The sequence below is a fragment of the Brevibacterium sp. SIMBA_078 genome, assembly GCF_046534565.1.
In the GTDB taxonomy this organism is placed as follows: Bacteria; Actinomycetota; Actinomycetes; order Actinomycetales; family Brevibacteriaceae; genus Brevibacterium.
Map to the genome: position 1 here is coordinate 833,828 of NZ_JAWRYQ010000001.1, position 25,720 is coordinate 859,547.

Genomic DNA, 25,720 nt, shown 5'->3' on the forward strand with positions numbered 1-25,720 from the left:
ACCTCAGCTGCAGCCGACACCGCCCCTGACCTGCACTGATTCAACGAGGATTGTCGATATTCTCGAACTGTTACGAACATCAGAATTATGTTCGAAACTTTTTTCGATCATCTATGGCATTCCACTCATTATGAGCGTACGCTGGATTCTAACAACAACGATGTTGGTGAACGGAATTCATCCCCATGACCCTTACTCCCGAACGCAGCTCCGATCATTCCGATCGGAACGCCGACAACTCCCCGCAGACCAGCGGTCACCCGCTGCTCGCCGACGAGGAGTGGGCAGATCTCAGCCGCTTCGCGCCCGAGGTCACCTCGTCGATCACTCAGCTGATGAGCCTCAAAGACGAGCTGCGCGCGTTCGATCGCCCCATGGGACCAGATCAGGCCATCATGCTCGCCGATGGGGTCGAGGCGATCACACGCATCAACGATGCATTGTCGACGCTCGCACTCTCCGTCTGCGAACGCGTCGGAACCCCCAGCGATTTCGGCGCCAAGTCGACGAAGTCGCTCATCGAGAATCGATTCAACCTCACCGGCGCGGAGGCGAACCGTCGGACCGATATGGCCAAGAACCTCGGCGGACGCGTCGACATGGCCGGACAGGCTCTGCCGCCTCTCTACCCAGTCGTCGCAGATGCCCTCCATACCGGCACGATCTCCGCCGCCCAGGCGTCTGTCATCGAAGACTGCATGCGAAAGCTGCCCACGTGGGTCAGTCAGGCGGTCCGCACCGACGTCGAGACGCGCTTGGTCGACAACGCACCCAAGGTCCGTCTCAAGGATCTGCGCGAGATCTTCGGCAAGCTCATGGGCTATATCGACCCGGACGGCGCAGAACCGAATGACTCGGCCGACCGCTCTGCGTACAACATGTCCATGCGTTCCAAGGCCAACGGCGACTGGGAGCTGCGTGGACTGCTCGACCCCGTCACCGGCGGCACTCTCAACGGACTTCTGACCTCACGAATCCAGTCTGCGGGAGAAGACGACAAGGCCGGTGCCGATAACGCTGGTGCCGAATCAACAGCCGCAGACGGGGCCGATGGAGCGATAGGCGCATTCGATTCCGCGACCGCGGGCAATCCCGCCACTGCGACCGCTGCTTCTGAGAGAACGAACTCGCCGCTTCCTGACAAAGAGCTGCTGGAGATCGTCGATGCGGTGCTCTCCGGTGACCGGTATGACGCGAAGCGAGTTCCGGAACCCGATCTCAACGCAGCCCGCACGACCCGGACTCCGGCCGACGTCCCCGGCGTCGGTGTTCGTGAGGACGGCGGTTTCGTCGACGTCAGCGCTGAACAGCCCTCGGCGCGCGAATGGATCTACGAACGATTCGCCGGCCTCGTCACGACGATCGACAAGCAGCGGACGACTGCAGGAGCGCCTTATGCTCTCGTCATCAACGCCACCGCCGAAGATCTGGCCAAAGGCACGGGACACGGCACCACGGGCGCCGACAATCCCATTCCCATCACGGAACTGATGAGAAACGGCCTCAACGGCTCGCTGTTCTTCCACCTCATGAGCGACAAGGCCAAGACGATGCAGGTGGCCACAGAACAGCGCTTCGCCAATCGCAAACAGCTGGCAGTGATCACCGCCCGTGACCGAGGTTGCACCTTCCCTGGCTGCGATGCCCCTCCCGGTTGGTGCGACGCCAACCATGTGTGGCCGTGGGCACTCGGCGGCAAGACCGAGATCAACAATCTCGCGCTGCTCTGCAGCTATCACCACCACCTGCTCGACCGCACCGATTGGGACACGGTGATGCTCTTCGACGGGCGACCGGCCTACATACCGCCCGCCGCAAAGGACCCGGCTCGTAAGCCGATCCTCCACGCCCGCTTCATCGCGGACGACATCGTCGACTCCCTGTTCGACAAATAGCCGCCCCACCTTTCAGGGGACAGCTGTGCCCACTTTCCAAGTTCAGCCGGATTCAACTCGGTTCTGCCATGTTCGGCTGGGTTCAGTCCCCCAACGAAGAGGCCCGGATGCTCATGTCCTCATCGAGCAGCAGGAGGTCAGCCGACATTCCGGGAGCCAACAGGCTGCCCGCACCGGCGGCACCGGCGGTACCGCCCGTCGCATGCAGAGAATCGCCCGACTCCGGCATTCCGCCCCCCGCACGCAATGGAACGAACCCTGCGGACTGCACAGCGTCGAACGGACTGAGTCCCACCTCGGCGACTGCCCGCTTCACAGCCTCGTCCATCGTCAACGTGGACCCCGCAATGGCGCCCTGAGTGCCATCCGCGGTGACCAGGCGCGCTACCGAATCCTTGACCTCGACCGGGAGCGAACCGAGGTGATAGCTCCCATCGTGCAGGCCGGTCGCCGCCATGGCGTCAGTGATGAGAGCGAGACGCCCGGGCACGAGTTCGTGGAGCATACGCGCGACCGGGGCGACGACGTGGACGCCGTCATTGATGAGTTCGACGGTGACGTGCTCGGCCTCGGCCGCGGCGAGGACCGGCCCCGGAGCACGGTGATGGATTCCGGGCATCGCATTGAACGCGTGGGTGAGGATGCTCGCCCCCATTTCGAAGGCCTGCGCGGCCAGCGCATAATCGGCAGCCGTGTGACCGACGGCCACGCGCACCCCTGCCGCAGAGAACCGACCGATCGCATCGAGAGCACCGGGAAGCTCGGGAGCGATCGTGATCTGCGAAAGAGTTCCATCGGCCGCCTCGAGGATCGCTTCGACCGCCTCCGGAGTCGGCGATGTGAGCACTTCGGGCGCATGCGCACCTTTGAAATCCGGGGACAGGAACGGGCCTTCGGCGTGCAGGCCCATGACCATGGCTCGCTCACTGACGAGTCCGGCGCCCGCGCGCAGGGACTCACACAGCCCCTCGATCGTGTCGGAGACGTAGGACAGAGCGAGCCTGCCGGTGCCATGGGCCCGGTGTACGTCGAGGATCTCATCGATCCCCTCGCTCCCGTCCTCGGCGCTCGCACCGCCCGCACCGTGACAGTGGATATCGACGAAAGCGGGAGCCACGTATCCGCCGGCGGCGTCGATGACATCAACTCTCGCCGAGGCGGCCCTGTCCTTCCAGCCGTCCCCGCGGCCCCGTGCCGTGACCGTTCCATCGGCGATCGCGATCCACGTGTCAGCGGTCTCCTCGGAGAACGTCGCCCGATCGCCGTCGAGGATGCGCGCATTGTGGATGACCGCCTCGGCGGGGATCTGTTCGGTCTGTGTCATCAGGGTCCTTCCATCGCTCCGCGAACGCCTCATTCAGGGTACGGAATCGGTTGGTGAATTTCCCCTTCAGAAGGGTCACGTCTAACAGGGTGTCGATCGGTGAGCAGTCCACGTGCGGGGTCTCGACAAATCGGCTGTCGGCTCACCGCAGGGCGCGGACGAGCCAGCTACCGCCCCAGAGCGGGGCCGGACGGACCGGCTGCTGCCCCCACCTCAGGAAACCGACGAACCAACTGTCGGCTCACCCCAGGGTGCGGACTCGATTCGCGTCGATGCCGAGCACATGCGTATCGAGGAACGCGAGCACGGTGCGGTACCAGACCTCGGCGTTCCCGCGGCCGAGGATCCAATGCCCCTCGTCGGGGAAGTAGAGGAACCGATGCTGAGTGTCGCCATCGGCGTCGAGCGGAGTCTTCGCCCGAGTGAGCAGATCCAGCCACAGCTCCTGACCCTGACCGATCGGCACCCGGTAGTCCTTGTCGCCGTGGATGACGAGCATCGGCACTTCGATGTCATCGGCGAACAGGTGCGGCGAATACTGCGCCGACTGCTCCCGCATCGCCTGATCCCACGACGAATTGTCCGTCGTCCGTCCCATCGACGTGGTGTTCCACAGCGAGGCGTGGGTGACGATGCACTTGAACGCGCTGCCGGTGTGCCCGGCCACCCAGTTGGCCATGTACCCGCCGTAGGACCCGCCGGCCAGGGCGACGCGTTCGGAATCGATGTCCGCCCTCTCCCCTGCGACCTCGGTCAGCGCCATGATGTCTGTGAAGGGAGTGCCGCCGAGCTGCTGCTGACCGCGGTCGATCATCGCCTGCCCGTAGCCGGTGGAGATCGCCGGATCCGGCAGCAGCACCGCATAGCCGGCAGCTGCGAAGGGACCTGGGTTCCACCGGTAGGTCCAGGCATTCCACGATCCCCACGGTCCTCCGTGGGCGAAGACGACGAGCGGGTGCGGCCCCTCCCCCTCCGGCAGCACCAGCCACGCACGGATCGGCGTGCCATCCTCGGTACGGACCTCCACCTCGGTGAGGGTGCCTTCTTCCTCGAGCACCGTCGCCGGGTTCGCGAGCTCGCTGATGACCCCGGTTCCGAGGTCGACGGAGATCGGCAGCGGCGCGACGTCGATCGCCGAGGCGGTCGCCACGACCGTGTCCTCGCGCAGAGCCAGCCCCGAGAACGAATACTTCTGATCGACTCCCCCGACCAGCCGCCGAGGCTGAGCATCCTTGATGTCACCGATGAAGATGCTGCCGCGACCGTGATCATCCGCGGTGGCCACGATGGTCGAACCGTCCACCCAGATCGGGGAGAACCAGAAATCACCATCCGGCCACACCGGATTCAGTTCCGCCGTCTCGAGATCGAGGACCATGAGTTCGGCCGCGAGGCTGGTCTGCGGAGTCCAGTTCTGTACGCGAGTGACCAGTGCTTTCGTCCCGTCGGGGCTGATGGCCTCGATGTCGAAGCTGTGATCGGCAGCCGGTTTCGTCAGACGGTGCAGTTCGGGTTCCCCGTCGAGGTCCACGCGCCAGATCTCACTGGCCTCGAGCTGCCCGGGGATCGGCTTCTCAAGCTGGACGAGGACGAAGCGGGCTTCGTCGTCGATGGCCCAATCGACCAAACGGCCGGACGGCAGAGACAGGTAGCGGAAGTCCAAGCCCGACGGGGCACTCAGCTCGTCACTGACTTCGGGAAAGTCGGTGGCCGCCTCATCGAGGGTGGCCACGGCCAGGGTCTGCCGGCCCGGCCCCAGATCATGGTCCCAACGACGGACGGGGAAACCGGTGTGGAGGATTCCGCTGACCTTCGCGTCGCTGCGTTCGGAGCTGAATTCCTGATGGTCGTTTTCGTCGGCGGCCCACGTATGGACGGGGAACTCGACGATGATGGTCTCGCCCTTGACCTCGATGCGGGAGAAACCGCCCTCGTGATCGGCAAGCTTGCGGGCCTCACCGTTGTCCGGCAGCGCCCACAGGCTCGGAGATTCGGCATCCTTGCCGTCCTCGCCCTTGCGCTTGGAGGCGAAGACGATCGTGCCGTTCTCACTCAGCGCGGCCGGTCCCACGGACTGACCGCCGCGAGTGATGCGTCGGGGCGTCTCCTCGCTGATATCGGCGAGGTGGCTGAGGGAGGAATTCCCCTCGGAATTGAGAAACGAGTACTGGGCGATGACGCGGCCGCTCTGATTCGTCAAGAGGCCTTGCAGGCGGCGGGCGTCGAGGAGTCGGGTCACTGCGTCGTGGGTCGTCATCTTCCCATCCTAGATCCCAGCGCGGATTCCGGGGTGAAATCCAGAGAAACCCCAGATCGCCGAGGCGGGCGATCGCTGTGATGACCGACCCGGGTCACCGAGGCGGTCGACCGGATCGCGGGCGCTTTGCCTTCGCGGGCGCCTGATCGCCACGTCGTTCGGCGCTCCCTGGCACGTCAGTGGAAACTCGGTGACGGAACCTTCTCACCATCGATCGTCACCGTCGGCAACATCTTCTTGAAGTCCTCCGCCACTTCGGTGTTCGTCTTCGGTGTGCGCATCTCGATGGACAGATTCACCAGGCGCCCGTTGATCTTGTAGCCAGTCTGGACCCCGAAGGCATAAGTCGGTTCGTTGTTGATAGCGAGGATCTCGGTCGGGCCGAGTTCACCCTGATAGCTCCAGAACTCGCCCGCGGCCAGCGACCCCGTCTGCTCGGCCAACACCTGTGAGTCCTGTTCGGAGAAGTTGTACCGCCTCTTCTGATCGACCACTTCCTGAGCACTGTCACCGTATTCGTCGGTGCAGTTGACGAGGATGGTATCGCCGCGAGTCGTGTCGTCGCCGTGGTTGAAGACATGGAACTGCTCGGTGCTTCCGGTGCTGTCTCTCCAGTCATCGCCGATCGCGAAGGTGACTTCGACCGGGCAGCTGCTGCCGAACGTCACGGAAGTCTTCGTCATCCCCTCGGGGATGCCGGCTTCGGTGGGCTTGCCCGTGGGCTCGGGTCCGGCGGTCTCCTGCACGCCGATGCGCACCGGCCCGGCGGACTTGTCTTCCGTGCGGACCTGGAATACCGAGCATCCGCTGAGGAGGACCGTCAGTGCGAGAGTGCCGGCAGCAGCGGCTCGTCGCACCGAGGCAGGTCTGCCCGAGGCGGAGTTTCCCGACGCCGGTCCGCCCGAGGCAGAACTCCCCGAAGCTGGCTTCTTCGCAGCGAAGATCCCCCAGGTGGAGGAATCCGATGCCGTGCGCCCAGTCACTGGTCTCACTGCTGGTCACCTTGCCGGCGACGTTGCGGGTACCCCGCTTCCGGGCCGTTCTGATTCGGCTGAGCCTGTCGGTACCCGTGCTGGGGCGTCTGCTGACCGGAGCCGGGCTGGCTTCCCACAGGTGGTTGTCCGGCGGGCTGCTGGCCGACGTTCTGGGGTCCTGAATTGGGCTGACCGCCCGCGTATGACTGGCCGAAATTCTGCGGACCGGAATGGGGCTGACTGCCGACAGGGGGCTTCCCGGTGGGCTGCGGCCCGGAATTGGGCTGACTCCCCACAGGGGGCTGCCCGAAGTTCTGCTGACCCGAATGCAGCTGACTTCCGACCGGCGGCTGTCCGGGCTGCCGCGGCCCGGAATTCTGCGGTCCTGAATTCTGGGGACCCGAGTGCGGCTGGCTGCCGACCGGAGGCTGCCCATGGCCCGGGTTCTGTCCTCCGCCGTTCGGGGCCTGCCGCGGCGGTTTGAACTGCGAATGCTGACCGGAATCCGGCGGGAACCCGCCGGAGACGGATTCGCCCGTCCGACGATTGACCAGGTTCCCGTCGACCCGTTCGAGACGACGCTTCGACGTCCGCCGCGGAGTGCCGAGGATCCGTCCCTGCAGTTCGGCCTCATTGGGCTGACGCGGAGGCAGGAATCCGGGCGCCTGCCGCGAATCCGCCTGCTGCACCGGCTGCACCGCATGCGAACCGGCAGCGACCCGATCCATATGATCCGACATCTGCGGAACGGTCACGGGTGCGGCATCGGCGAGGACAGGGAGGACCATGCGCACCGAGGTGCCCACGCCCTCCTGGCTGAAAAGCTGCACGGATCCGCCGTGCCGGGTGACGATGGCGCGCACGAGCGAGAGGCCCATGCCGGAGCCGGCGACCGCTCGCACACGTGAACCGCGGGAGAGCTCGTCCCAGACGTTCTCCTGCTCGGCCAGCGGGATGCCGCTGCCCGTATCCGCGACCTCGACGACGACCCAGCGGTGCCCGTCGATGATCTGCTCATTGGCGCGCAGCTCAACGACTTCGGCCTGCGACGAGTATTTGAGGGCATTGCCCAGCAGGTTGAGGATTGCGGTGAGCAGCAGATCCTCCTCACCGGCGACATCGGGCAGCCGCCACGGAGCACGGGCGACGGTCGCCACAATCATCCGGTCCTCGGCCCCCGGCGCCGTCGACGCATCCTCGACGGCCTGATGGATGAGCGCATCGAGATCGACGCGGGCGTATTCGATGATGCGGGTCTCGACGTCGGCGAGCTTGCGCAGATCGGCCAGCAGTCGGGCTACCCGGCGCGAGGACACGTCGACCTGCTTGGCGGCCGGCTCCACCTCGCTGAGCGTTCCGCCGTCGCGGACGACCTCGCGGATGCTCGCCGCCGAGGTGCGCAGCGCCGTCAGCGGATTCTTCAGCTCATGGTCGAGTCGGATGAGCATCCGATTGCGCTTTGTCATCGAATCCTCGGCCGCGGCCGTCTCGATGGATTCCCGCAGCGCGGCCTCACGCCTCTTCAGATACCGCCAGCCGAACCAGGCACCGACGGCCAGACCGCCGAGCACGATGACGAGCAGCAGCAGGAACAGCCAGACTTGGATCTCGAAGACAAGGAAGTTCGTCATAGACGGCTCTGTCCGTCCTCGCCGCGGACCTCACCGACGAAACGGTAGCCGCGCCCCTGCACGGTGGCGATCCACCGCGGTTCTGCGGCGTCCTCGCCGAGCACGCGACGCAGCTCGGCAACCCGGGAGTCCACGGCGCGAGTGCCCACGGCCTCTTCGAATCCCCACAGCACTTCGAGCAGCCGAGAGCGTTCGATGAGTTCTTCCTTGTGCACCATGAGGTACTCGAGCAGGGTGAAGCCCTTCGGAGTGATGACGAGTTCACGCTGCCCCAGCCACGCCCTGCGTCCGACACGGTCGACGCGCAGGCCGAAGCTGGACACGAGCACCGGCGCCGTGGCCAAGGGCGGCCCGTCATTGCGCGTGCGCCGCAGCACGGCACGGATGCGCGCGACGAGCTCGTGCGGATCGAAGGGTTTGTTGAGGTAGTCGTCGGCACCCTCTTCGAGCGCCATCGCCCTCTCCACGCCCTCGCCGACCTGGGTCAGCAGCAGCACCGGAACCCAGTTCTCCTCCTGCCGCAGGCGGCGCAGCACCTGCCGGCCGTCGGCTCCGGGCATGAGCACGTCGAGGACGCACACATCGGGTTTGTGACGATGGATCTCGTCGAGAGCGAGCAGTCCGTCGCTGGCAGGCAGCACCCGGAATCCGGAGCGTTCGAGGAACGGTACGACCGCTCCGAGGACGTCCGGCTCATCATCGGCGACTAAGACGAGTGGTTGGGGCTCGGTGTGATTGTCAGCCGTCATGGTGGTCTGTTCCGGTTCCTCTCTGGCGTTCCCAGGCGATCTCTCGGGCCTCGGCACGGTCGACCGCCTCGGCGAGTTCATCTCGGTACAGCATAGATCGACGCAGGTGTTTGGTGCGATATCCGGCGCGGCCGACCATATGGGTGGCGACGGGAATCGTCACGAGCTGGAAGGAGATGATGATCGCCAGAGTCGTCACCGTCGCCCAGGTCGGGAACTGGATCGCGATCGCCACAGCGACGAGCATCAGGCCCAGCACCTGGGGTTTCGCACTCGCGTGCATGCGCGAGAGTAGGTCAGCGAAGCGGACGAGACCGACCGCGGCGGCCAGGGACAGGACAGCTCCGAGGAAGATGAGCACGGCCGAGATGATGTCAAGAACCACGATTGCTCTCCTCTCCGTCGCCGTTCGAAATATGCTCGGCGTCATCGGGTCCCGGATCGGGTCCGGTGCCCTCGCCCTCTCCGCCGCTGTCGGCGTGGGCGTCGTAGGTGGGATCCGCGATCTCGGTGACGTCGTCGCTGGGCCGAGCCTGGGGCTCAGAGGCCGCTCCGGGACTCGGCTCGTTCGCATCGCGGGGCATATGCCAATCCGAGGCGCTGAACTCGGACAGCGCCCCCGCCTCGGCGCCGGGAGTCATCGAATCGGACTTCGACACATACCGCGACACGCTCACCGAACCGACGAAACCGAGCATCGCGAGGACGATGAGCACGGGCAGCAGATCCGTCCGGTCGGACAGGGCCATATACCCGCCGAGGCCGCACATGATCGCCGCCAGCACGACGTCGGTGCCGATCATGCGGTCGAGGATCGACGGACCGCGGACGATCCGGAAGAGCGCAATGACGACCGAGGCGGCCAACAGCACCGAACCGGCGACGACGAGGGTGTGGAGGACGATCTCATTCATGAGCGGCCTCCTTCGGCCTCGGCCAGCGGATCCGGTCTGGCCCGCAGTGCGGCGAGGTCACGGTGCGAACCGAGTGTGCGGATGAGCAGCTCTTCGATGTAGTAGACCTGCGCTTTCGCCTTGCGCACCTTCTCATCGGAATCGCAGTCGAGGAAGTGCAGGTAGAGCATGCCCATGGCGCGATCGCTGTCGATGATGATCGAGCCGGGGATGAGGCTGGCGGTATCGGCGATGAGGGTGAGCACGAGGTCCGAGCTCGTTCGCAGATCGCAGGCGACGACCGACCCGGCGCCGACCGCTTTGCGGCGGAACGCATACCAGGCGACTTCGATGGAGGCGTGGAGGACCGAATAGAGGAACCACAGACCGAACACCGTCGCATGCCAGACGTTGAACCGTCCGGAGAGCACGACGGGCGGGAGGTAGAACACGCGCGTGACGACGAAGGCCAGCACGATTCCGGTGACCACGGTGACCACCGTGATCGAATCCCACAGCATCAGCCACAGCAGAACCAGTGAGACCACCAGCACGAGCTGCTGGATGAATCCGCGACCCCGGCTCATCCGTGCTCGGTTCGCCGGTGGTCGGTCCTGGCCCACTGCCCGGCCCTTTGCCGCTGCCCTGTCCTGGTCCATTGCGCGGTCCTGTGCCGCTGCGCGGTCCTGGCCGTCGGCTCCGGGCTGTCCCTGGTCTCGGTCGGCGCTCATCATTCATCACCTCCGAGCACGTTCGTGACGTAGTCGATCGGCGTCGAAAGGTTCTCGGCCGCCCGGTTCGACATGTCCCACAGAGGTTCGGCGGCGACGGTGAGAACGACGGAGGCGATCACCACCACCGAGGTGGCCACTACCATGGCAGGGGGAACGCCGATCTGAGAGGTCCACTTCTTCCCCGCCAACAGCGTCTTCTTCCGCTCCGTGAATTCCTCGACGAGGTCCTCGTTCGGCTCCTCCACATCGGCCGGATCACGCCAGAACGCGAGGTTGAAGGTACGTCCGATGACGTAGAGGGTGAGCAGACTCGTCACGGTGCCGGCGACGATGAGGACGGTCGGCAGCCACGCGTGGTCGTCGAAGCCGGCGAGGAAGAGTGCGACCTTTCCGATGAACCCGGAGAACGGCGGAATGCCGGAGAGGTTGAGCGCCGGGATGAAGAAGATGATCGTGATCACCGGGGAGAGCACCATGAGACCGCCGAGCGATCTCGTCGAGGTGGACCCGCCGCGCATTTCGACGAGGCCGATGGCCAGGAACAGCGCAGTCTGGACGATGATGTGGTGAACCGTGTAGTAGATCGCCGCGGACAGGCCGAAACTCGTGCCCAGCGCCACGCCGAAGAGCATATAGCCGATATGGGAGACCAGGGTGAAGGACACGATCCTCTTGATCTCCGACTGCGCGATGGCGCCGAAGATGCCCACGAGCATCGTCAGCCCGGCCGCGATGAGCAGCGGCACCCGCAGAGAGGAATCGGCGAACAGCAGGGTTTCCGTGCGGATGATCGCATAGATGCCGACCTTCGTCAGCAGTCCCGCGAAGACCGCCGTCACCGGGGCCGGTGCCGTCGGATAGGAGTCGGGCAGCCAGAAGGACAGCGGGAAGATCGCGGCCTTGATGCCGAAGCCCAGCAGCAGGAGGACGTGGAGGATCATCTGCACATCGGCGGGCAGGTCCGAGAGCCTCTCGGACAGCTGCGCCATGTTCACGGTGCCGCACGCTGCATAGATGACGCCGATGGCGGCGAGGAAGATCACCGAGGACACGAGCGAGATGATCACATAGGTGACTCCCGCCCGGATCCGCTCCGCCGTGGCACCAAGGGTGAGCAGCACATAGGAGGCGACGAGGAACATCTCGAAGCCGACGTAGAGATTGAACAGGTCTCCGGCCAGGAACGAGTTCGCAATGCCCGCGCACAGCACCAGATAACTGGGGTTGAACACGGAGATCGGAGTCTCGTTCGAATCGTCGTTGGCGTCCTGGCTCAGGGCGTAGACGAGCACGCACAGGGTGACCAGCGAGGACACGATGAGCATGAGCGCCGACAGCCGGTCGGCCACGAGCACGATGCCCGCCGGAGGCTGCCATCCGCCGATCGCCACGACCTGCGGCCCATGCGCATCGACTCCGAAGAGCATGATCGTAGCGATGACCATGACCGCGACCAGGATCGCGATCGACACGAAGTTCTGCGCCCGCGTGTGCTTCGACAGGACGAGCGCGATTCCGGCGCCGATGAGCGGCAGCAGAACGGGCAGGGGAACGAGCACGGGCAGGAGATCGATCATGCGTCGTCTCCCTGCTGTTTCGCGTCTTTGGCCTCTTCGGTGACCTCGGCCTCCTCGGAGCTGTGTGCTTCCGTCTGCGAGTCCACGGCCTCCTCGGCGATGGCATCGGCCTCGGCCGGGGTCGACGCGTCCTCGATGTCGTCGGCGAGGTCCTCGCGCTCTGCGGGCGTGCCGTCGTCGTCGAGGTCGATGGCACCGGTGATCGGGGACTCCGCTTCGTCACCGAACTCGGTGTCGTCGTAGTCGGTGCTCGCCTCCGCCTCGGAGTCGATGAGCTTCGTGATCGCCACCTGGAGGTCGGTGTCGTCATCCTGCAGCGAATCGGCGCGCATGAGCCTCCAAGAGCGGTAGATCATCGCCAGCAGGAACGCCGTCACGGAGAAGGTGATGACGATGGCTGTGAGGACGAGGGCGTGCGGCAGCGGATCGGACATGCCTTCGGTCGACAGGTGCTCTCCGTCGGTCAGGGGCGGAGAGCCGCGGCCGGCGGTGAGGATGATGAGCAGGTTCGCTCCGTTGCCGAGCAGGATGAAGCCGAGCAGAACGCGGGTCAGGGAGCGTTCGAGCATGAGGTAGATGCCGGCGGCGAAGAGGACGCCCATGGCCAGGACCATGATGAAGGAGACGCTCATAGGCGGCCTCCTTCCGCACCGTTGTCGACGTCGAGTTCGTTGACGCGGTCGATGATCTCGGACACGGCCCGATGTTCGGCTGTGGCACCCATGTCCTCGGAGAAGTTCACATTGTCGTGGATGCGGTTGGTCAGCATCGCCTCGTCGCGCTCCTGGTGCAGATCGACCTCGGCTCCCAGCGAGCGGAGGATGTCGAGCATGAGGCCGACGACGATGAGATAGACGCCGATATCGAAGAACGTCGACGTACCGAAGGACAGGTGGCCCAGCACCGGCAGATCACCCTCGATGTAGACGGACTCGAAGACCGTCCCACCCCAGATCCACCCGCCGATGACGGTGAGGATCGCGGTGACCAGACCGGTGCCCAGCATTCCCGAGGGAGTGAAGGGCGCCGCCTCGGCGAGTTCGTACTTGCCGCCGGCGAGGTAGCGGACGACGAGCGCGAGGCCGGCGACGAGGCCGCCGGCGAATCCGCCGCCCGGATCGTTGTGGCCGGCGAAGAGCAGGTAGACGGAGAAGACGATGACGGCGTGGAAGATCAGGCGGGCAGTGACCTCGAGGATGATCGACCGATTGCGCGGAGCCAGGGTCCGTCCGGCGATGAGCCAGGACGCACGCTTCTGCGACAGCCCCTCCCCGCGGCCGGCGTGGTGGAGGTCGACGACGTCCTCGGCCACGGGTTGGAAGCGTATGCGGCCGGCCGCCTCGGTGCCGTCTTTCTTCCGTTCGAACCGGTGCAGGTGGCCTTCGCGACCACGGACGAAGATGAGGCCGGCGATACCGGTTCCGGCGGCCACGAGCACCGAGATCTCGCCCATCGTGTCCCACGCGCGGATATCGACGAGGGTGACGTTGACGATGTTCTTGCCGTGACCGAGCTCGTAGGCGAGCTGACCGAAGTCGACGGAGATCGGATCGGCCACGCGCACACCGGTGGCGATGAGAACCACGAGCATCATGGTGATGCCAACAGCCCCGCCGATGATCGCCCGCCAGGCGGGAGTGAGTCGACCGGTCGACTCGCCGATGCGTGCCGGGAGCCGACGAAGGACGAGGACGAATACGACGATCGTGATGGTCTCGACGAGCACCTGGGTCAGGGCCAGGTCGGGAGCACCGACGAAGGCGAAGTAGGCGACCATGGCGTAGCCGGAGATGCCGGTGACGACGACGGCGGTGAACCGTTTCTTGGCCCGGGTGGCACCGATTGCGACGATGACGAGCACGGCCGCGACGATGAGGTCCAGCGGGGTGTCCCAGAGCCGGAACGTGATGTTCCACGTGTCGTTGGAGATGATCGCCAGCCCCAGTCCGGCGACGAGGACGAAGTAGACCACGCCCTGGTAGAACGGCAGCGAACCGCGCTGGGTGCGGGCGGTGACCCACAGCGCCAGGGCCTCCATCCAGCCGATCAGCTTTCGGTAGAGCTCATGGAAGTCCAGCCCCGACGGCAGCGTCGCCTGGACCTTCGCGAAGGGGCGGCGGAAGATGAACAGGGCCAGGCCCGCGGCGACGGTGACGGCGGTGAAGGCGAGCGCCGGTTCGAACCCGTGCCACAGCGCGAGGTGGTAGTGCCCGTCGCCTTCGGCCACGGCCGGCAGCCCGGAGGTCCACGCGGAGAAGTAGCCGTCGAGCAGTCCGACTCCCGGGCCGAGCGCCAGGGTCAGTGCGGTGAGGATGAGCGGAGAGACGACGAGGGTGAGCTTCTCGTCGCGGCGGGCGATGTCGTCGACTCCGGGCTTCGAGGAGAACGCGCCCCAGACGAAACGGGCCGAGTAGGCGACGGTGAGGATCGAACCGATCATGATGCCGATGAACGCGATGACCGAGGTCTTGTCCGGCGAGGACAGCAGGGTCGAGTACGCGGCTTCCTTCGCGGCGAAGCCGAGCAGTGGGGGCAGTCCGGCCATCGAGGCGGCGGCGATCGTCGCGCACACGGCGACGACGGGGAAGGCTCTCCAGCCGCCGGAGAGCTTCGTCAGGTCACGGGTGCCGGCGCGATGGTCGATGATGCCGACGCACAGGAACAGGCAGGACTTGAACAGGGCGTGGGCGATGAGCAGACCCAGAGCCGCCTTCGTGATGTCCGGAGTGCCGAACGAGGCCATGGTGATGAGGAAGCCGAGCTGCGAGACCGTGCCGAAGGCCAGCAGCAGTTTGAGGTCGGTCTGCTTCAACGCCTGCCAACCGCCGATGAACATCGTCAGCAGCCCCAGGGTGAGCAGCACCTCGGACCAGCCGGGGATGTTGTTGTAGCCAGGCGCCAGGCGCAGGACGAGGTAGATTCCCGCCTTGACCATGGCCGCGGCGTGCAGATAGGCGCTCACCGGAGTGGGTGCGGCCATGGCGCCGGGCAGCCAGAAGTGGAACGGCATGAGCGCGGACTTCGAGATCGCGCCGACGAGGATGAGGATGACGGCGGAGATGATGATTCCGCCGGTGTCCATGCCCGACTGGGCTCGGTCGACCAGGGTCGAGATCTGCCCGGTGCCGGTGGCAGTGATGAGCAGGATCATGCCCACGAGCATGGCCAGCCCGCCTGCGGTGGTGACGATGAGGGCCTGCAGTGCCGCCTGCCTGGAGCGGCGGCGGGACTGGCTGTGCCCGATGAGCAGGTAGGAGAAGACGGTGGTGCCTTCCCAGAACAGGTAGAGCATGAGCAGTTCGTCGGCGATGACGAGCCCGTACATCATTCCGGCGAAGGCCATGAAGATTCCCGCGAACCGCGCCAGTCCCGGCTCGTCGGGCGGGAAGTAGCGTGCGCAGTAGACGAAGACGAGGGCTCCGACCCCGGTGACCAGCAGCGTCATGATCCAGGAGAGCACGTCGAGGCGGAAGATTCCGGCAAGGCCGAGCTCGGGCAGCCAGTCGAGATTCTCCACGACCGGCTGGGCGGCGGGGCCGAAGATCTCTGGGATCGTCGACAGGCTCCACAGCAGTCCCGCGAAGGGGACGAGAGCGAGGAAGAAGAAGGCGTTGCGGCCGAGTAGGCGAACCAGAGGGTAGGCGATGACAGATGCCCCGAAGAAGGCCCCTGTCATGACTATCACCGGCGGCCACCTCCGTCATATGCCTGTTTGTGAGAAAGGTTCGTCATGTCATTTTCGCACGAACTGGTGTCGTTTCCCCAATTGCTGGGTGTGAGCTGAGACAGGCTCTGCCCCGGCACGACACCGCTCACTCGCGTTTCCGACGACTGGTCACGCGCGCAGCTGTCTGCTGGTCACGAGGAAGCCGTTCTCATCGAGTCCGATGCCGTCCGAGCCGACGAGCAGCTCGGCTCCGATCGCGTCTGTCAGCTCGGCCACCCGACCGCGCATCCGTCGGAAGCGGCGTCCCTGGTTCGGCTGGTAGCGCTTCGACTCGGTGTCCATCCAGTGCACGTGGTATTCGATCTGCGGGGCGTCGGTGTGGGCGGCGACGATCGGCGGAACCCACTCGGCTTCCATCACTCGGATCTCGAGGGTGCCGGCGGATTCATCGATCTCGCCGAGCGGAACGAGCAGGGCATAGCCGTCGAGGATGACCGGGGCGGAAGGGTCGAAGAGCGGATCGTCGATGCTCGCTTGGGCCAGCACATCCTCGTCGGGGGTGGGCAGGGCCTGCTGGAAGGCGTGCGGGGCATGGCGGCGCACGAAGTCGAGCGCGACCGGCGGCTCCATCCAGTACGAGGAGTAGATGTAGAGGTCGACCTTCGCCTCCGGGTCGGGGATGATCACCCGCGTCGGCAGTCCGGGTTCGTCGGCCAGGCGCACGCCGGTGTGGAGGCGGGAGGCGACGGAGAGCATGAGGCTGAGCATCCGCTCCTCCTCCCGGTCCGGCATTCCGTTGGGGAAGGCTTCGTGGAGTCCGTCGGCGTCGGCGAACCAGTCCGGCGGCGGGGTCGGCTGCCGGTCTCTGGGGCAGTCGATGACGATGGCATGCCGAACCCAGTCGGGGACTTCGAGCGCGGCGGCATCGGCCGGGTCGAGGGCAGCCCCGGAGCTCAGTCGGGAGTGCCGGCTCAGCCTCATCTGCCCGTGTTCGTCGAGTACGGGGCGCAGATCGGGCAGCTTGTTGTGGATGAGCGCGAGGACGTCGGAGACCTCGACCGCGTCATCGAGGAGGATGAGGTGGAAACCCCGCAGATCCGCCGAGGTGGCCGTGTCCTCGGGCGCGGACGTGTCACCGCCGTATCCGGGCCGTCCCGTCGACGGCATCCCGGTCCGCCGCCGGCTCGCGGCCTGAGCGTCGGAGGCCGTGGGCACGGGGGCAGCAGTGTCACGGCCGACCTGGCCTCCGGTCGCACTCGGGACGCTCGAAACCTCGGCGTCGGGGGCCTGGTAGCGCGCGGCGTCGGCCTGTTCCCGGGCGGCGCGTTCAGCGGCTTCGCGTTGCAGCCGCAGTTCGCGGCGGGTGATCACATGTCCCTCCGATAGAAATTGAGGTGCGAACGGGAAGCCGTCGGGCCGCGCTGGCCTTGGTAGCGGTTGCCCGTGGCCTGGGAACCGTAGGGATTCTCCGCCGCCGAGCTGAGGCGGAAGAAGCAGAGCTGACCGATCTTCATTCCCGGCCACAGAGTGATCGGCAGCGTCGCGACGTTCGACAGCTCCAGGGTGACGTGGCCGCTGAAGCCGGGATCGATGAATCCGGCGGTCGAGTGGGTCAGGAGGCCGAGGCGTCCGAGCGAGGACTTGCCCTCGAGCCGGGCTGCGACGTCGACGGGCAGAGTCACGAGCTCATGAGTGGAGGCGAGGACGAACTCCCCCGGGTGGAGGACGAAGGGCTCCCCCGGAGCGGCTTCGACGAAACGGGTGAGCTCGGGCTGCTCGAGGCTCGGGTCGATGACCGCGTACTTGTGGTTGTCGAAGAGCCGGAAGTAGCGGTCGAGACACACGTCGACGCTGGCCGGCTGGATCAGCGACGGGTCGTAGGGGTCGAGGGCGATGCGTCCGGAGTCGAGCTCGGCGCGGATGTCGCGGTCGGAAAGGAGAGTCACGCTTCCGATGGTAGTCGTTGCGCACCCCGCACGCTCAAGCTTTCTCTCCTCCTCCCTCCGCCGAACCATGAGTCGAGCATGCAGAATCGGCCGGCGAAGTCCACCGACACGCCGAAACTATGTCACAAAATGGTAACGATTCTCGGGAATTCTCCTGATTTTTACCCGTGTGTCTCCCCATAGCGGCGGATGAATGCTTTAGGGTAATGAGCTGTACGGACCCGCGCACGATGGTGCCTTCCCCTTCTTAAGCCAAGGAATGCCGGGAGTCCATCGTCTTTCGTGGGTAGACAACAATCGAAAGGCATTACTGTGAAGACCTCGCGTCTTGTGCTTGCCCCCGCAGTAGCCGTTGCATTGACAGGTCTTGCTGGCGCCCCGGCGTTCGCAGCGACAGAGTCCACCGCTTCGGTCCCTCAGCAACCGCTGTGCGCCCAGGGTGATCAGCAGTCATCGAGCAGCTCCGAAGCGGATTCTTCGGTTCCCGACGAGTCGGATCCGCAGGCGACCCTTGCGCAGGCGCAGGTGACCCGCGCCGACATCGCTGACGACAAGAAGGGAATCGGCTTCTCCGGCACCGGATTCAGCCCGGACCAGAAGGCCACGGTGACCGTCGTCGGCACCGATGGCACCGAATACTCGCCGGACAAGAAGCTCACGGTCGACGAAGACGGAAAGGTCTCCGGCACCTACTTCTTCACCGTCACCGACGGTGCCAAAGTGCCTGTCGGCGAATACTCGCTCTACCTCACCGATCTCAAGTCCGAGAAGAAGTCCTCGAAGGTGACCTTCGACGTCGTCTCCAAGGCCTCCGAGGTCGACGAACCGGGCAAGGGCGACGACGACAAGTGCGAGTCGGCCACCGGTCCCATCAAGACTCCGGACGAGACTCCCAGCGAGACGAAGTCCCCGGAGCCCTCTGAGACGAAGACCGAGGAGCCCACCACCGAGGCACCCAAGCCTTCGGAGACGAAGACCGAAGAGCCGACCACGGAAGCTCCGAAGCCGAGCCCGTCGGAGACGAAGACCGAGGAGCCCACCACCGAGGCGCCGAAGCCGAGCCCGTCGGAGACGAAGACCGAGGAGCCCACCACCGAGGCTCCGAAGCCGAGCCCGTCGGAAACCGACAAGGGCGAGGACAAGGCTCCTGCCGACGGCGTGCAGCCGGGACCGGCCGAGGGTCCGAAGGACGAAGCGCCGAAGTCCGACGAGCCCAAGGCCGATGAGACCGACGGCGCCGAAGACGACAAGAAGGCCGAGGACGAGGCTCCCGAGTCCACCGGTCCGGCCAGCCCCGGCACCGAGGACAAGAAGCCTGCCGCAGCCGCGCAGGCCTCCATGTTCATCAACCCGACCGAGGTCAGCTCCGAGGACTTCCTGGGTGACGGCATCAAGATCGGTGTCAGCGGCGCTCAGCCCGGCGAGAAGGTCTCGATCACGGTCGAGCATGCCCAGGGCAAGGTCGACCGCTACACGATGACCAAGGAAGCCGATTCCGAAGGCAAGGTCACGTTCGGCGTCCAGGCCAAGGTCAAGGCCGTGCTCGGCACCTACAACGTCCGCGCCCAGGCCGAGAGCTTCGATGAGCCCCAGGGCGGAAGCTTCACCGTGCTCACCAACGGCACCGACGTCGACGAGGGCGGCAACGGGGCCGGGAACGGCAGCGGCTCGAATGATTCGGGCAGCGACCTGCCGCGCACCGGTGCCGAGATGACAGGACTGGCACTCGGTGTCGGTCTGCTCGCAGTCGGTGCAGCAGCCGTCATCATCACCCGTCGGCGGATGAACGCCTCCGACGATCCCGCGGAGTTCTAAACCGCATTGAACGATGAATTGTCCCTCGCGGGGCTGCAGCTCGACGGAGGCGAGATCGACCTCGGACGTCTGCGAGCAGGGACAATGCTCGGACTCATGGGCAGCCCGGACAGCACCACCTCGGTGGTGCTGTCCGCGGCGGCCCTGCCCCACGTCGCACCACCACCACGCTTCCCGACCGGTCGCCGGTCGGGTCGCTTGCGTGTGCGCAGCTGGATGAAGAGCTATCTTCGCGAAGCCGATGCCGGATCTGGGGAGGCGGCATCGGCAGCGGATCCATCGGCTGCATTGACATCATTCGGACTGCGTCCCGACGTTCTGCGCCGTCGCCTCGATGACCTCGACGCGACCGATCGTGCCCGCCTCGCCCTGGCCGCGGGCTGGGCGAGCGGCGCGAAGTGGCTGACCCTCATCGACCCGTTCGGTTCGGTCCCCGGCCATCTGCGCACCGGGCTGCGGGGTCGCTTCGCCGAACTCGTCGCCCAAGAGGGCCGCGGTGTCGTCTTCAGCTCGAATTCGCTGACCGACCACACCATCGCCGAGGCGGGGGTGGCCGATATCGAAAAGGACCAACTCGTCGCGCTCGGCTCCTTGGAGCAGATCGTCACCGAACCGCGCGGTTCGCTGCCAGCCGAGCTCAGCGGGGTCAATGTCTATTCCGGGCTGGCCCGGAAGGGATGGCTGTCCATCGGCCATTCGGCCGTGCGCGCCCGCACCGAACTCGACGGGAAGGTGTTCGTCACCCTCGGGTGGCGTGCCGCCCTCCTGTCACTGGACGAACACGACCCGGCGTTCACCTCGGCGACGGTGTTCGAAGCCATCGTCACGGGACTGCGCGATCGCGGCTCCTGTCTGCAGGCGAAGCTCTCACCGGTCGACACGGAGATGGGACTCGCCCTCGACGTCGACCTCGCCGACCTCGCCGGAGTGCCGCGCAGACAGCCGGATCCGGCGGATTCGACGAAGTCCGACGCATCCGCGGAGTCGGCTGAGGATTCCGCGGCGACCGCCGAGTCAGACGCGGGCGAAAAGCCGACCATCGGATTCGGGGTCCTGCACCCGGGACTCGGCGCGACGATCTCCGAACTGCGTGCCAACGTCAAGGTCGGCACGCATGTCTTCGTCGAGGTCGACACCTCTGCCCTGCACGCCTACCCGGTCGAGTGATCCGCGGCAGATAGACTGAGAACTGCCCAGTCCCCTCAGCCCCCAACCGAATCAGGAGCGCCATGCGAACGTCGCGCAGACTTCTGATCTCAGCGCTGACGGTCGTCGTCCTCACAGTGGTAGCGGTTCCCCTCCTCAACTTCACCGTCTACACGCCCGCGCGAGCCGCCGAAGCCTATATCTCGGCGATCGAACGCGGGGATGCGCAGAGTGCCTTCTCCTACCTGTCCACACCGACTCCGTCGTCGACCTTGGCGCTCAGTGACGAGGTGCTCTCGGCGGCTCCCGACCTTCCGCGCGAGCCCGAGGCCGAGACCGTCTCCGTCGACGACGATCATGCGAAGGTCCGCCTCAGCTACAACCTGTCCTCGCAGGAGCAGACCGTCGATCTCAACATGGTCCGCCTGCCTGCCAGCGCGGGGCTCTTCAATCGCTGGGCCATCGAACAGGAAGAATGGCCGACCCTGACCCTGGATGTCTCCGGCTCGTCGACGGCGACGGTCAACGGATACGGGGTCAGCACGGGAAGTGTGCCCGTGCTGTTCCCGGCGAGCTACCTCGTCGGTTTCGATGCGACGTATCTGAAGTCGCGATCCCAACGCACCGAGGTGACCGCCCCCGGCGATTCCCCCACCGTGAAGCTCTCGCCCGAGCCCACGACCAAGCTTGAACAGACCGTGGAGGAGCAGGTCACCGACCATCTGCAGGACTGCATGAAGTCGAAGACGCTCATGCCGGCCGGCTGCGTCTTCGGCTACGACACGGACAACGAGATCATCGGCGATGTCTCCTGGTCGCTCGAGCGCAGTCCGCAGCTCGGGCTGACCTCGTCTGGAAACGATCTCGAACTCACTCCCTCGACGGTCGAGGTGCGGGTCAAGGGACGCTACCGGGACATCGTCACCGCCGCCGAACACGACTTCGACGAGAAGCTCTCCTTCGTCCTCGGCGGCTCGGTGGTCGTCAAGTCCTCACAGGTGAGCTTCGAACCGCGCCGCCTCGGCGACGTCACCATCGGCTGAGCGGACACGAGCGAGGCAGGCGCAGCGCGCGTGAGCTGCCTGACCTCGGACCGCGCGGAGGTGCCGCAAGCGGCCCTCGCTCCGGTGGCCGAGCGCTCAGGTGCCGCGGAGGTCGAGGGTGAGTGCGTTCGGAGCCGAATCCACGAGCTCGACGGGGATGCCCCAGTCCTGCTGGTAGAGGTGGCAGGCGGCATGCAGAGGTATCTCTCCCCCTGGCTCACCGTCGCAGGCTGCGGCACGCGCTGTCACGTGCAGCACCCCCTCGGTGAACTCGGGATTGATGACGATATCTCGGCTGAGCCCCTCGGCTCCGCCCATTCCAGAGGAGATGAGTTCCGGCGGCGTCGCAGACACCTGCAGAAACGTGGGATCACCCCACCGGTCGTCGAGCTTCTGACCTGCCGGGACAGTGAAGCTCACGGTCAGCGACACGGGACCGGAGGCGATCTCGGTCGAAGGGCGCTTCGTCGTCAATGCGCCTTCGTCGACCTTCTGGGCGTCCTTGGGCAGCTTCACCCGGGTGAGTGCGTGCGCAGCGGACTCGACAATGATGAGTTCGGCGTCATCGGGGGTGTCCTCATTGTCGATGAGGACGATGTCCGAGGGCTCACGCAGGCCGCGCGCCAGGGTCGTGACTTCCTCGGTCTTCGGGTCGAAGCGGCGGATCGCACCGTTGTAGGTGTCGGCGATCGCGACCGACCCGTCAGGCAGACTGCGCACTCCCAGCGGGTGCTGCAGGCGGGCTTCGGCGGCCGGTCCGTCGCGGAAGCCGAAGTCGAAGAGTCCGACACCCACCAGCGAGGACACCTCTCCGGTGGCGGGGTCGAGGCGGCGGACCGCCGAGGTCTCGGAGTCGGCGACGAACACCTCGCCCGCGGGCCCGAGGTCGAGACCGGAGGACTGGGCGAACCACGCCGACTCGCCGTCACCGTCGACCAGGCCCTCGTTCATCGTGCCCGAGAGGATGCGGATCGTGCCGTCCTTCGGATCGAAAGACCAGATGGTGTGGTTGCCGGCCATCGCCACGACCACCTCGGCGGTGGAGGGGACGAAGAGGACATCCCACGGCGACGACAGCTTCACGTCTACCGCGGGTCCGTCGTATCGTCCCAGTTCACCGGGCTTGCCGCGGACGTTGTCGATGGCGCCGACCATGTGCTGCTCACCGGTGCCGGCGATGGTCGTGACCGTCTCGTTCTCCAGGTCGATTCCGCGCAGGGTGTGGTTGACGGTGTCGGCCACGACGAGCTGGTAGCCGACTTCGGCAGCCAGATCGGCAGGCAGCACGGTGATGCCGCCGGGTTCGCTGAAGCTCGCCGAGGCGAAGTCGCCATCGTCTGCGCCGCGCTCACCGGTGCCGATGCGGCGGATGATCGTGGCCGCATCGTCGTCGTATTCGACGAGGCTGTGGTGTCCGGAATCGGCGACGATGAGGTGGCCCGAGGGCAACCGCGTGGCCTTTCCGGGGTAGAACAGGTCCGTCTCCGGGGCTGGCGGTGGAACGTAGGGGCCGTCACCGGAGTGGAGGGTGCCCTTGGCCGAGTGTTCCTCGATGAGGCCCTCGATGATCTCGGTGAGACCGGCCGCGTGGCCTTCACCGGACATGGTCGCTACGAGGTAGCCCTCGGGGTCGATGACGGCCAAGGTCGGCCAGGCGCGGGCGGTGTAGGCCTGCCAGGTGACGAGGTCGGGGTCGTCGAGGACGAGGTGCTCGACCTGGTAGCGCTCGACGGCCTGGTCGACGGCTTCGACGGTGCGTTCGAACTCGAATTTCGGCGAGTGCACGCCGATGATGACGAGCTCTTGTGCGTACTTCTCCTCCAGCGGGCGCAGTTCGTCGAGGACGTGGAGGCAGTTGATGCAGCAGAAGGTCCAGAAATCGAGGAGAACGACCTTTCCGCGCAGGTCGGCCAGGGTCAGATCCTTGCCGCCGGAGTTCATCCATCGGCGGCCGACGAGTTCGGGCGCACGGACCTTGACGTCCCGTGCCGACGAGGTGGCTGACGCGGAGAATTCTGGACTGCTGTTCATGATTCTATGATCGCAGATCCCCCACCGAGGAGGCCTCCCCGGTGTCATTGTGTGACAGTTCCGCTCGCGCCCGGTCCGGTGTTGGCTCCGTCCGCGGGCGGGCCGGTGCCGGGTCCGAGTGCAACCAATCCGGCGTTGGTTCCGGTTGCTGCCGATCAGCGGCGGGAAGGACTGCCGGTCAGGAGTAGTCGCGGGCGCCGAAGATGCTCGAGCCGACTCGGACGATCGTGGCGCCTTCGGCGATCGCGAGTTCGAAGTCGTTGCTCATGCCCATCGACAGCTCGGTCGCCTCGGCGGGCATGACCCCGGCTCCGCGCAGCTTCTCGCTGAGTTCGCGCAGGTCGGAGTAGCTGGGGCGGATCTCTTCGGGACTGCTGCCGGGCAGGCCGATCGTCATGAGTCCGCGCAGCCGCATCCGGCCGAGTTCCCGGGTCGCAGTGACGAGCTCCTCGGCGTCTTCGGGCGCGACACCGAACTTCGAGTCTTCGCGGGAGGTGTTGACCTGGATGAAGTAGTCGATGGTCTCATCGAGGACGTCGAGACGGTTGTTGATCTTCTCGGCCAGTGGGAGGTTATCGACGGACTGGATGCAGTGAGCGTGCCGCAGGGTGTGGTTGACCTTGTTCTTCTGCAGGGGTCCGATGAGGTGGGTCTCGGGGTTGAGGTCGGCGAGGGCCTCGGCCTTGCCGGTGATCTCCTGCACTTTGTTCTCGCCGATGAGGGTGAACCCGTGTTCGAGGGCGACGCGGATCTTCTCCGCCGGCTGCGTCTTCGTGGCCAGCAGCACGCGCACATCGTCTCCGTTGCGACCGCTCGACTCGGCGGCGGCGCGGGCACGGTCAGCCACCTCGTCGAGGTTGCCGATGATGGCTGCGATGTCGTCGGCGGACAGTGAGGGGGAATCAGGCGTACTCATGTCTCCAGTCTTGCATGAGCCGCGCGAAGTTTCAGGTCGCCGAGGATGCCCGGCCGAGAAACGAAATGCGGACGATCCGGGTCGAAATCATCGTGATTCCTCGACCCGGATCGTCCGCAGCTCGATGTTGCCAAGGTGAGCGGGCTGTGCTTGTTCCAACCGCCTCGGCGTCGGTTGAGTGCTTACTTCGGCAGGCCCTCGGCGTTCGGGTCGATGTTCTTGATCAGCGCGGAGGTGTCGAGTCCGCCGAGGTCTTCGTCAATGAGCTTCTGCAGCTGTGCATGGACGAGGGTGGCCGCCGGGAGGTCGACTCCCTGGGTCTCGGCGCCGGCGAGGGCCAGGCCGACGTCCTTGTGCATGAGTGCGGTGGCGAAACCGGGCTTGAACTCGTTGTTCGCCGCGGCCGTGGTGGTCACGCCGGGCACCGGATACCAGGTCCGCAGCGGCCAGGAGTCGCCGGAGGACACCTTGGCAATATCGTGGAAGACCTTCGGATCGAGGCCGAAGCGATCGGCCAGCACAGCGCCTTCGACGACACCCTGAAGGCTGATCGAGAGCATCATGTTGTTGACGATCTTCGCGGCCTGACCTGCGGCGTCACCGCCGGCATGGAAGATGTTCCCGGCCATTGCCTCGATGACGGGTCGGGCCTCTTCGATGTCGGCGTCGTCGCCGCCGAGCATGAACGTCAAGGTGCCGGCCTCGGCACCGGTGACGCCGCCGGAGACGGGACCGTCGATGAGGCGGAAGCCTGCCTTCTTCGCCTCGGAGTGGAGGAGGCGGGCCGAATCGAAGTCGATCGTCGAGGAATCGATGAGGAGGGTGTTCTGGTCCGCGTTGGCCAGGACGCCGTCGGGCTCGAGGTAGGCGGTGCGCGCGTGCTCACCCTTGGGCAGCATCGTGAAGACGATATCGGCACCGGCGACCGCCTCGGCGATGGAATTCACGGGGTTCACTCCGCTCTTCGCGGCTGCGTCCACGGCTTCGGGGACGAGATCGAAACCATTGACGGTGTGACCGGCCTTGACCAGGTTCGCAGTCATCGGGCGGCCCATGTTTCCCAGGCCTACCCATCCAATCGTCGCCATAATATGCCTCCTCGCATCATGTTCAGCAACTCTT

The 25,720-nt window shown here is 65.8% G+C and carries 20 protein-coding genes; 4 read left to right on the top strand and 16 right to left on the bottom strand.

From position 1 onward, the window contains the following. The first annotated feature begins 185 nt into the window (after positions 1–185). Positions 186–1,895 (top strand): DUF222 domain-containing protein, encoded by a 1,710-nt coding sequence (locus tag SB749_RS03740; protein ID WP_410709105.1) that lies wholly within the window; start codon positions 186–188, stop codon positions 1,893–1,895. Between the two features lie 82 nt (positions 1,896–1,977). On the opposite strand, the gene SB749_RS03745 is transcribed toward SB749_RS03740, so the two are convergent. From SB749_RS03745 to dcd, 13 genes are all read right to left on the bottom strand, one after another. Next, positions 1,978–3,219: an N-acetylglucosamine-6-phosphate deacetylase gene (locus tag SB749_RS03745; protein WP_410709106.1), complete on the bottom strand. Its 1,242-nt coding sequence runs from the start codon at positions 3,217–3,219 to the stop codon at positions 1,978–1,980. 241 nt (positions 3,220–3,460) lie between these two features. After that, positions 3,461–5,476 (bottom strand): S9 family peptidase, encoded by a 2,016-nt coding sequence (locus tag SB749_RS03750; protein ID WP_410709107.1) that lies wholly within the window; start codon positions 5,474–5,476, stop codon positions 3,461–3,463. 176 nt (positions 5,477–5,652) lie between these two features. After that, positions 5,653–6,468 carry a hypothetical protein gene (locus tag SB749_RS03755; protein ID WP_410709108.1) on the bottom strand — a complete coding sequence of 272 codons (816 nt, stop codon included), beginning with the start codon at positions 6,466–6,468 and terminating at the stop codon, positions 5,653–5,655. Beyond that, positions 6,465–8,081, bottom strand: a complete 1,617-nt coding sequence (locus SB749_RS03760; RefSeq protein ID WP_410709109.1) for an ATP-binding protein — start codon at positions 8,079–8,081, stop codon at positions 6,465–6,467. The genes SB749_RS03755 and SB749_RS03760 overlap by 4 nt, the downstream gene beginning before the upstream one ends. Then, positions 8,078–8,830 carry a response regulator transcription factor gene (locus tag SB749_RS03765; RefSeq protein WP_410709110.1) on the bottom strand — a complete coding sequence of 251 codons (753 nt, stop codon included), beginning with the start codon at positions 8,828–8,830 and terminating at the stop codon, positions 8,078–8,080. Before SB749_RS03765 ends, SB749_RS03760 begins: the two co-directional genes overlap by 4 nt. Further along, entirely contained in the window at positions 8,820–9,215 is a 396-nt protein-coding gene (gene mnhG / locus SB749_RS03770) for a monovalent cation/H(+) antiporter subunit G (RefSeq protein ID WP_410709111.1), read from the bottom strand. The genes SB749_RS03765 and mnhG overlap by 11 nt, the downstream gene beginning before the upstream one ends. Further along, positions 9,205–9,744, bottom strand: a complete 540-nt coding sequence (locus tag SB749_RS03775; RefSeq protein WP_410709112.1) for a monovalent cation/H+ antiporter complex subunit F — start codon at positions 9,742–9,744, stop codon at positions 9,205–9,207. Before SB749_RS03775 ends, mnhG begins: the two co-directional genes overlap by 11 nt. Beyond that, positions 9,741–10,454, bottom strand: coding sequence for a Na+/H+ antiporter subunit E (locus SB749_RS03780; protein ID WP_410709113.1), 714 nt, complete (start codon positions 10,452–10,454; stop codon positions 9,741–9,743). The genes SB749_RS03775 and SB749_RS03780 overlap by 4 nt, the downstream gene beginning before the upstream one ends. Then, the gene (locus SB749_RS03785) at positions 10,454–12,034 is read right to left on the bottom strand and encodes a Na+/H+ antiporter subunit D (protein WP_410709114.1); all 1,581 of its coding nucleotides are present in this window, start codon (positions 12,032–12,034) and stop codon (positions 10,454–10,456) included. The genes SB749_RS03780 and SB749_RS03785 overlap by 1 nt, the downstream gene beginning before the upstream one ends. Next, positions 12,031–12,666: a Na(+)/H(+) antiporter subunit C gene (locus tag SB749_RS03790; RefSeq protein ID WP_410709115.1), complete on the bottom strand. Its 636-nt coding sequence runs from the start codon at positions 12,664–12,666 to the stop codon at positions 12,031–12,033. Before SB749_RS03790 ends, SB749_RS03785 begins: the two co-directional genes overlap by 4 nt. Then, positions 12,663–15,710 (bottom strand): Na+/H+ antiporter subunit A, encoded by a 3,048-nt coding sequence (locus tag SB749_RS03795; protein WP_410709925.1) that lies wholly within the window; start codon positions 15,708–15,710, stop codon positions 12,663–12,665. Before SB749_RS03795 ends, SB749_RS03790 begins: the two co-directional genes overlap by 4 nt. Positions 15,711–15,869: 159 nt before the next feature. Beyond that, positions 15,870–17,072 (bottom strand): hypothetical protein, encoded by a 1,203-nt coding sequence (locus SB749_RS03800; protein ID WP_410709116.1) that lies wholly within the window; start codon positions 17,070–17,072, stop codon positions 15,870–15,872. Continuing rightward, a complete protein-coding gene (gene dcd, locus SB749_RS03805) occupies positions 17,069–17,647 on the bottom strand; it encodes a dCTP deaminase (RefSeq protein WP_139468980.1) in 579 nt (192 codons plus the stop codon). The genes SB749_RS03800 and dcd overlap by 4 nt, the downstream gene beginning before the upstream one ends. Positions 17,648–18,004: 357 nt before the next feature. Between dcd and SB749_RS03810 the strand changes: the two genes are divergently transcribed. The 3 genes from SB749_RS03810 to SB749_RS03820 all read left to right on the top strand — a co-directional run bounded on the left by SB749_RS03810 (position 18,005) and on the right by SB749_RS03820 (position 21,651). Next, positions 18,005–19,462, top strand: coding sequence for an LPXTG cell wall anchor domain-containing protein (locus SB749_RS03810; RefSeq protein ID WP_410709118.1), 1,458 nt, complete (start codon positions 18,005–18,007; stop codon positions 19,460–19,462). A gap of 6 nt (positions 19,463–19,468) precedes the next feature. Next, positions 19,469–20,629: an ABC transporter gene (locus tag SB749_RS03815; protein WP_410709119.1), complete on the top strand. Its 1,161-nt coding sequence runs from the start codon at positions 19,469–19,471 to the stop codon at positions 20,627–20,629. Between the two features lie 62 nt (positions 20,630–20,691). Next, positions 20,692–21,651, top strand: coding sequence for a hypothetical protein (locus SB749_RS03820; protein WP_410709120.1), 960 nt, complete (start codon positions 20,692–20,694; stop codon positions 21,649–21,651). 96 nt (positions 21,652–21,747) lie between these two features. Here SB749_RS03820 and SB749_RS03825 read toward each other — a convergent pair whose 3' ends face one another. The 3 genes from SB749_RS03825 to mmsB all read right to left on the bottom strand — a co-directional run bounded on the left by SB749_RS03825 (position 21,748) and on the right by mmsB (position 25,686). Beyond that, a complete protein-coding gene (locus SB749_RS03825) occupies positions 21,748–23,682 on the bottom strand; it encodes an NHL domain-containing thioredoxin family protein (RefSeq protein ID WP_410709122.1) in 1,935 nt (644 codons plus the stop codon). 178 nt (positions 23,683–23,860) lie between these two features. Then, positions 23,861–24,598, bottom strand: coding sequence for a YggS family pyridoxal phosphate-dependent enzyme (locus SB749_RS03830; RefSeq protein WP_410709123.1), 738 nt, complete (start codon positions 24,596–24,598; stop codon positions 23,861–23,863). A gap of 182 nt (positions 24,599–24,780) precedes the next feature. Then, positions 24,781–25,686, bottom strand: a complete 906-nt coding sequence (gene mmsB / locus SB749_RS03835) for a 3-hydroxyisobutyrate dehydrogenase (protein WP_410709124.1) — start codon at positions 25,684–25,686, stop codon at positions 24,781–24,783. Positions 25,687–25,720 lie beyond the last annotated feature (34 nt).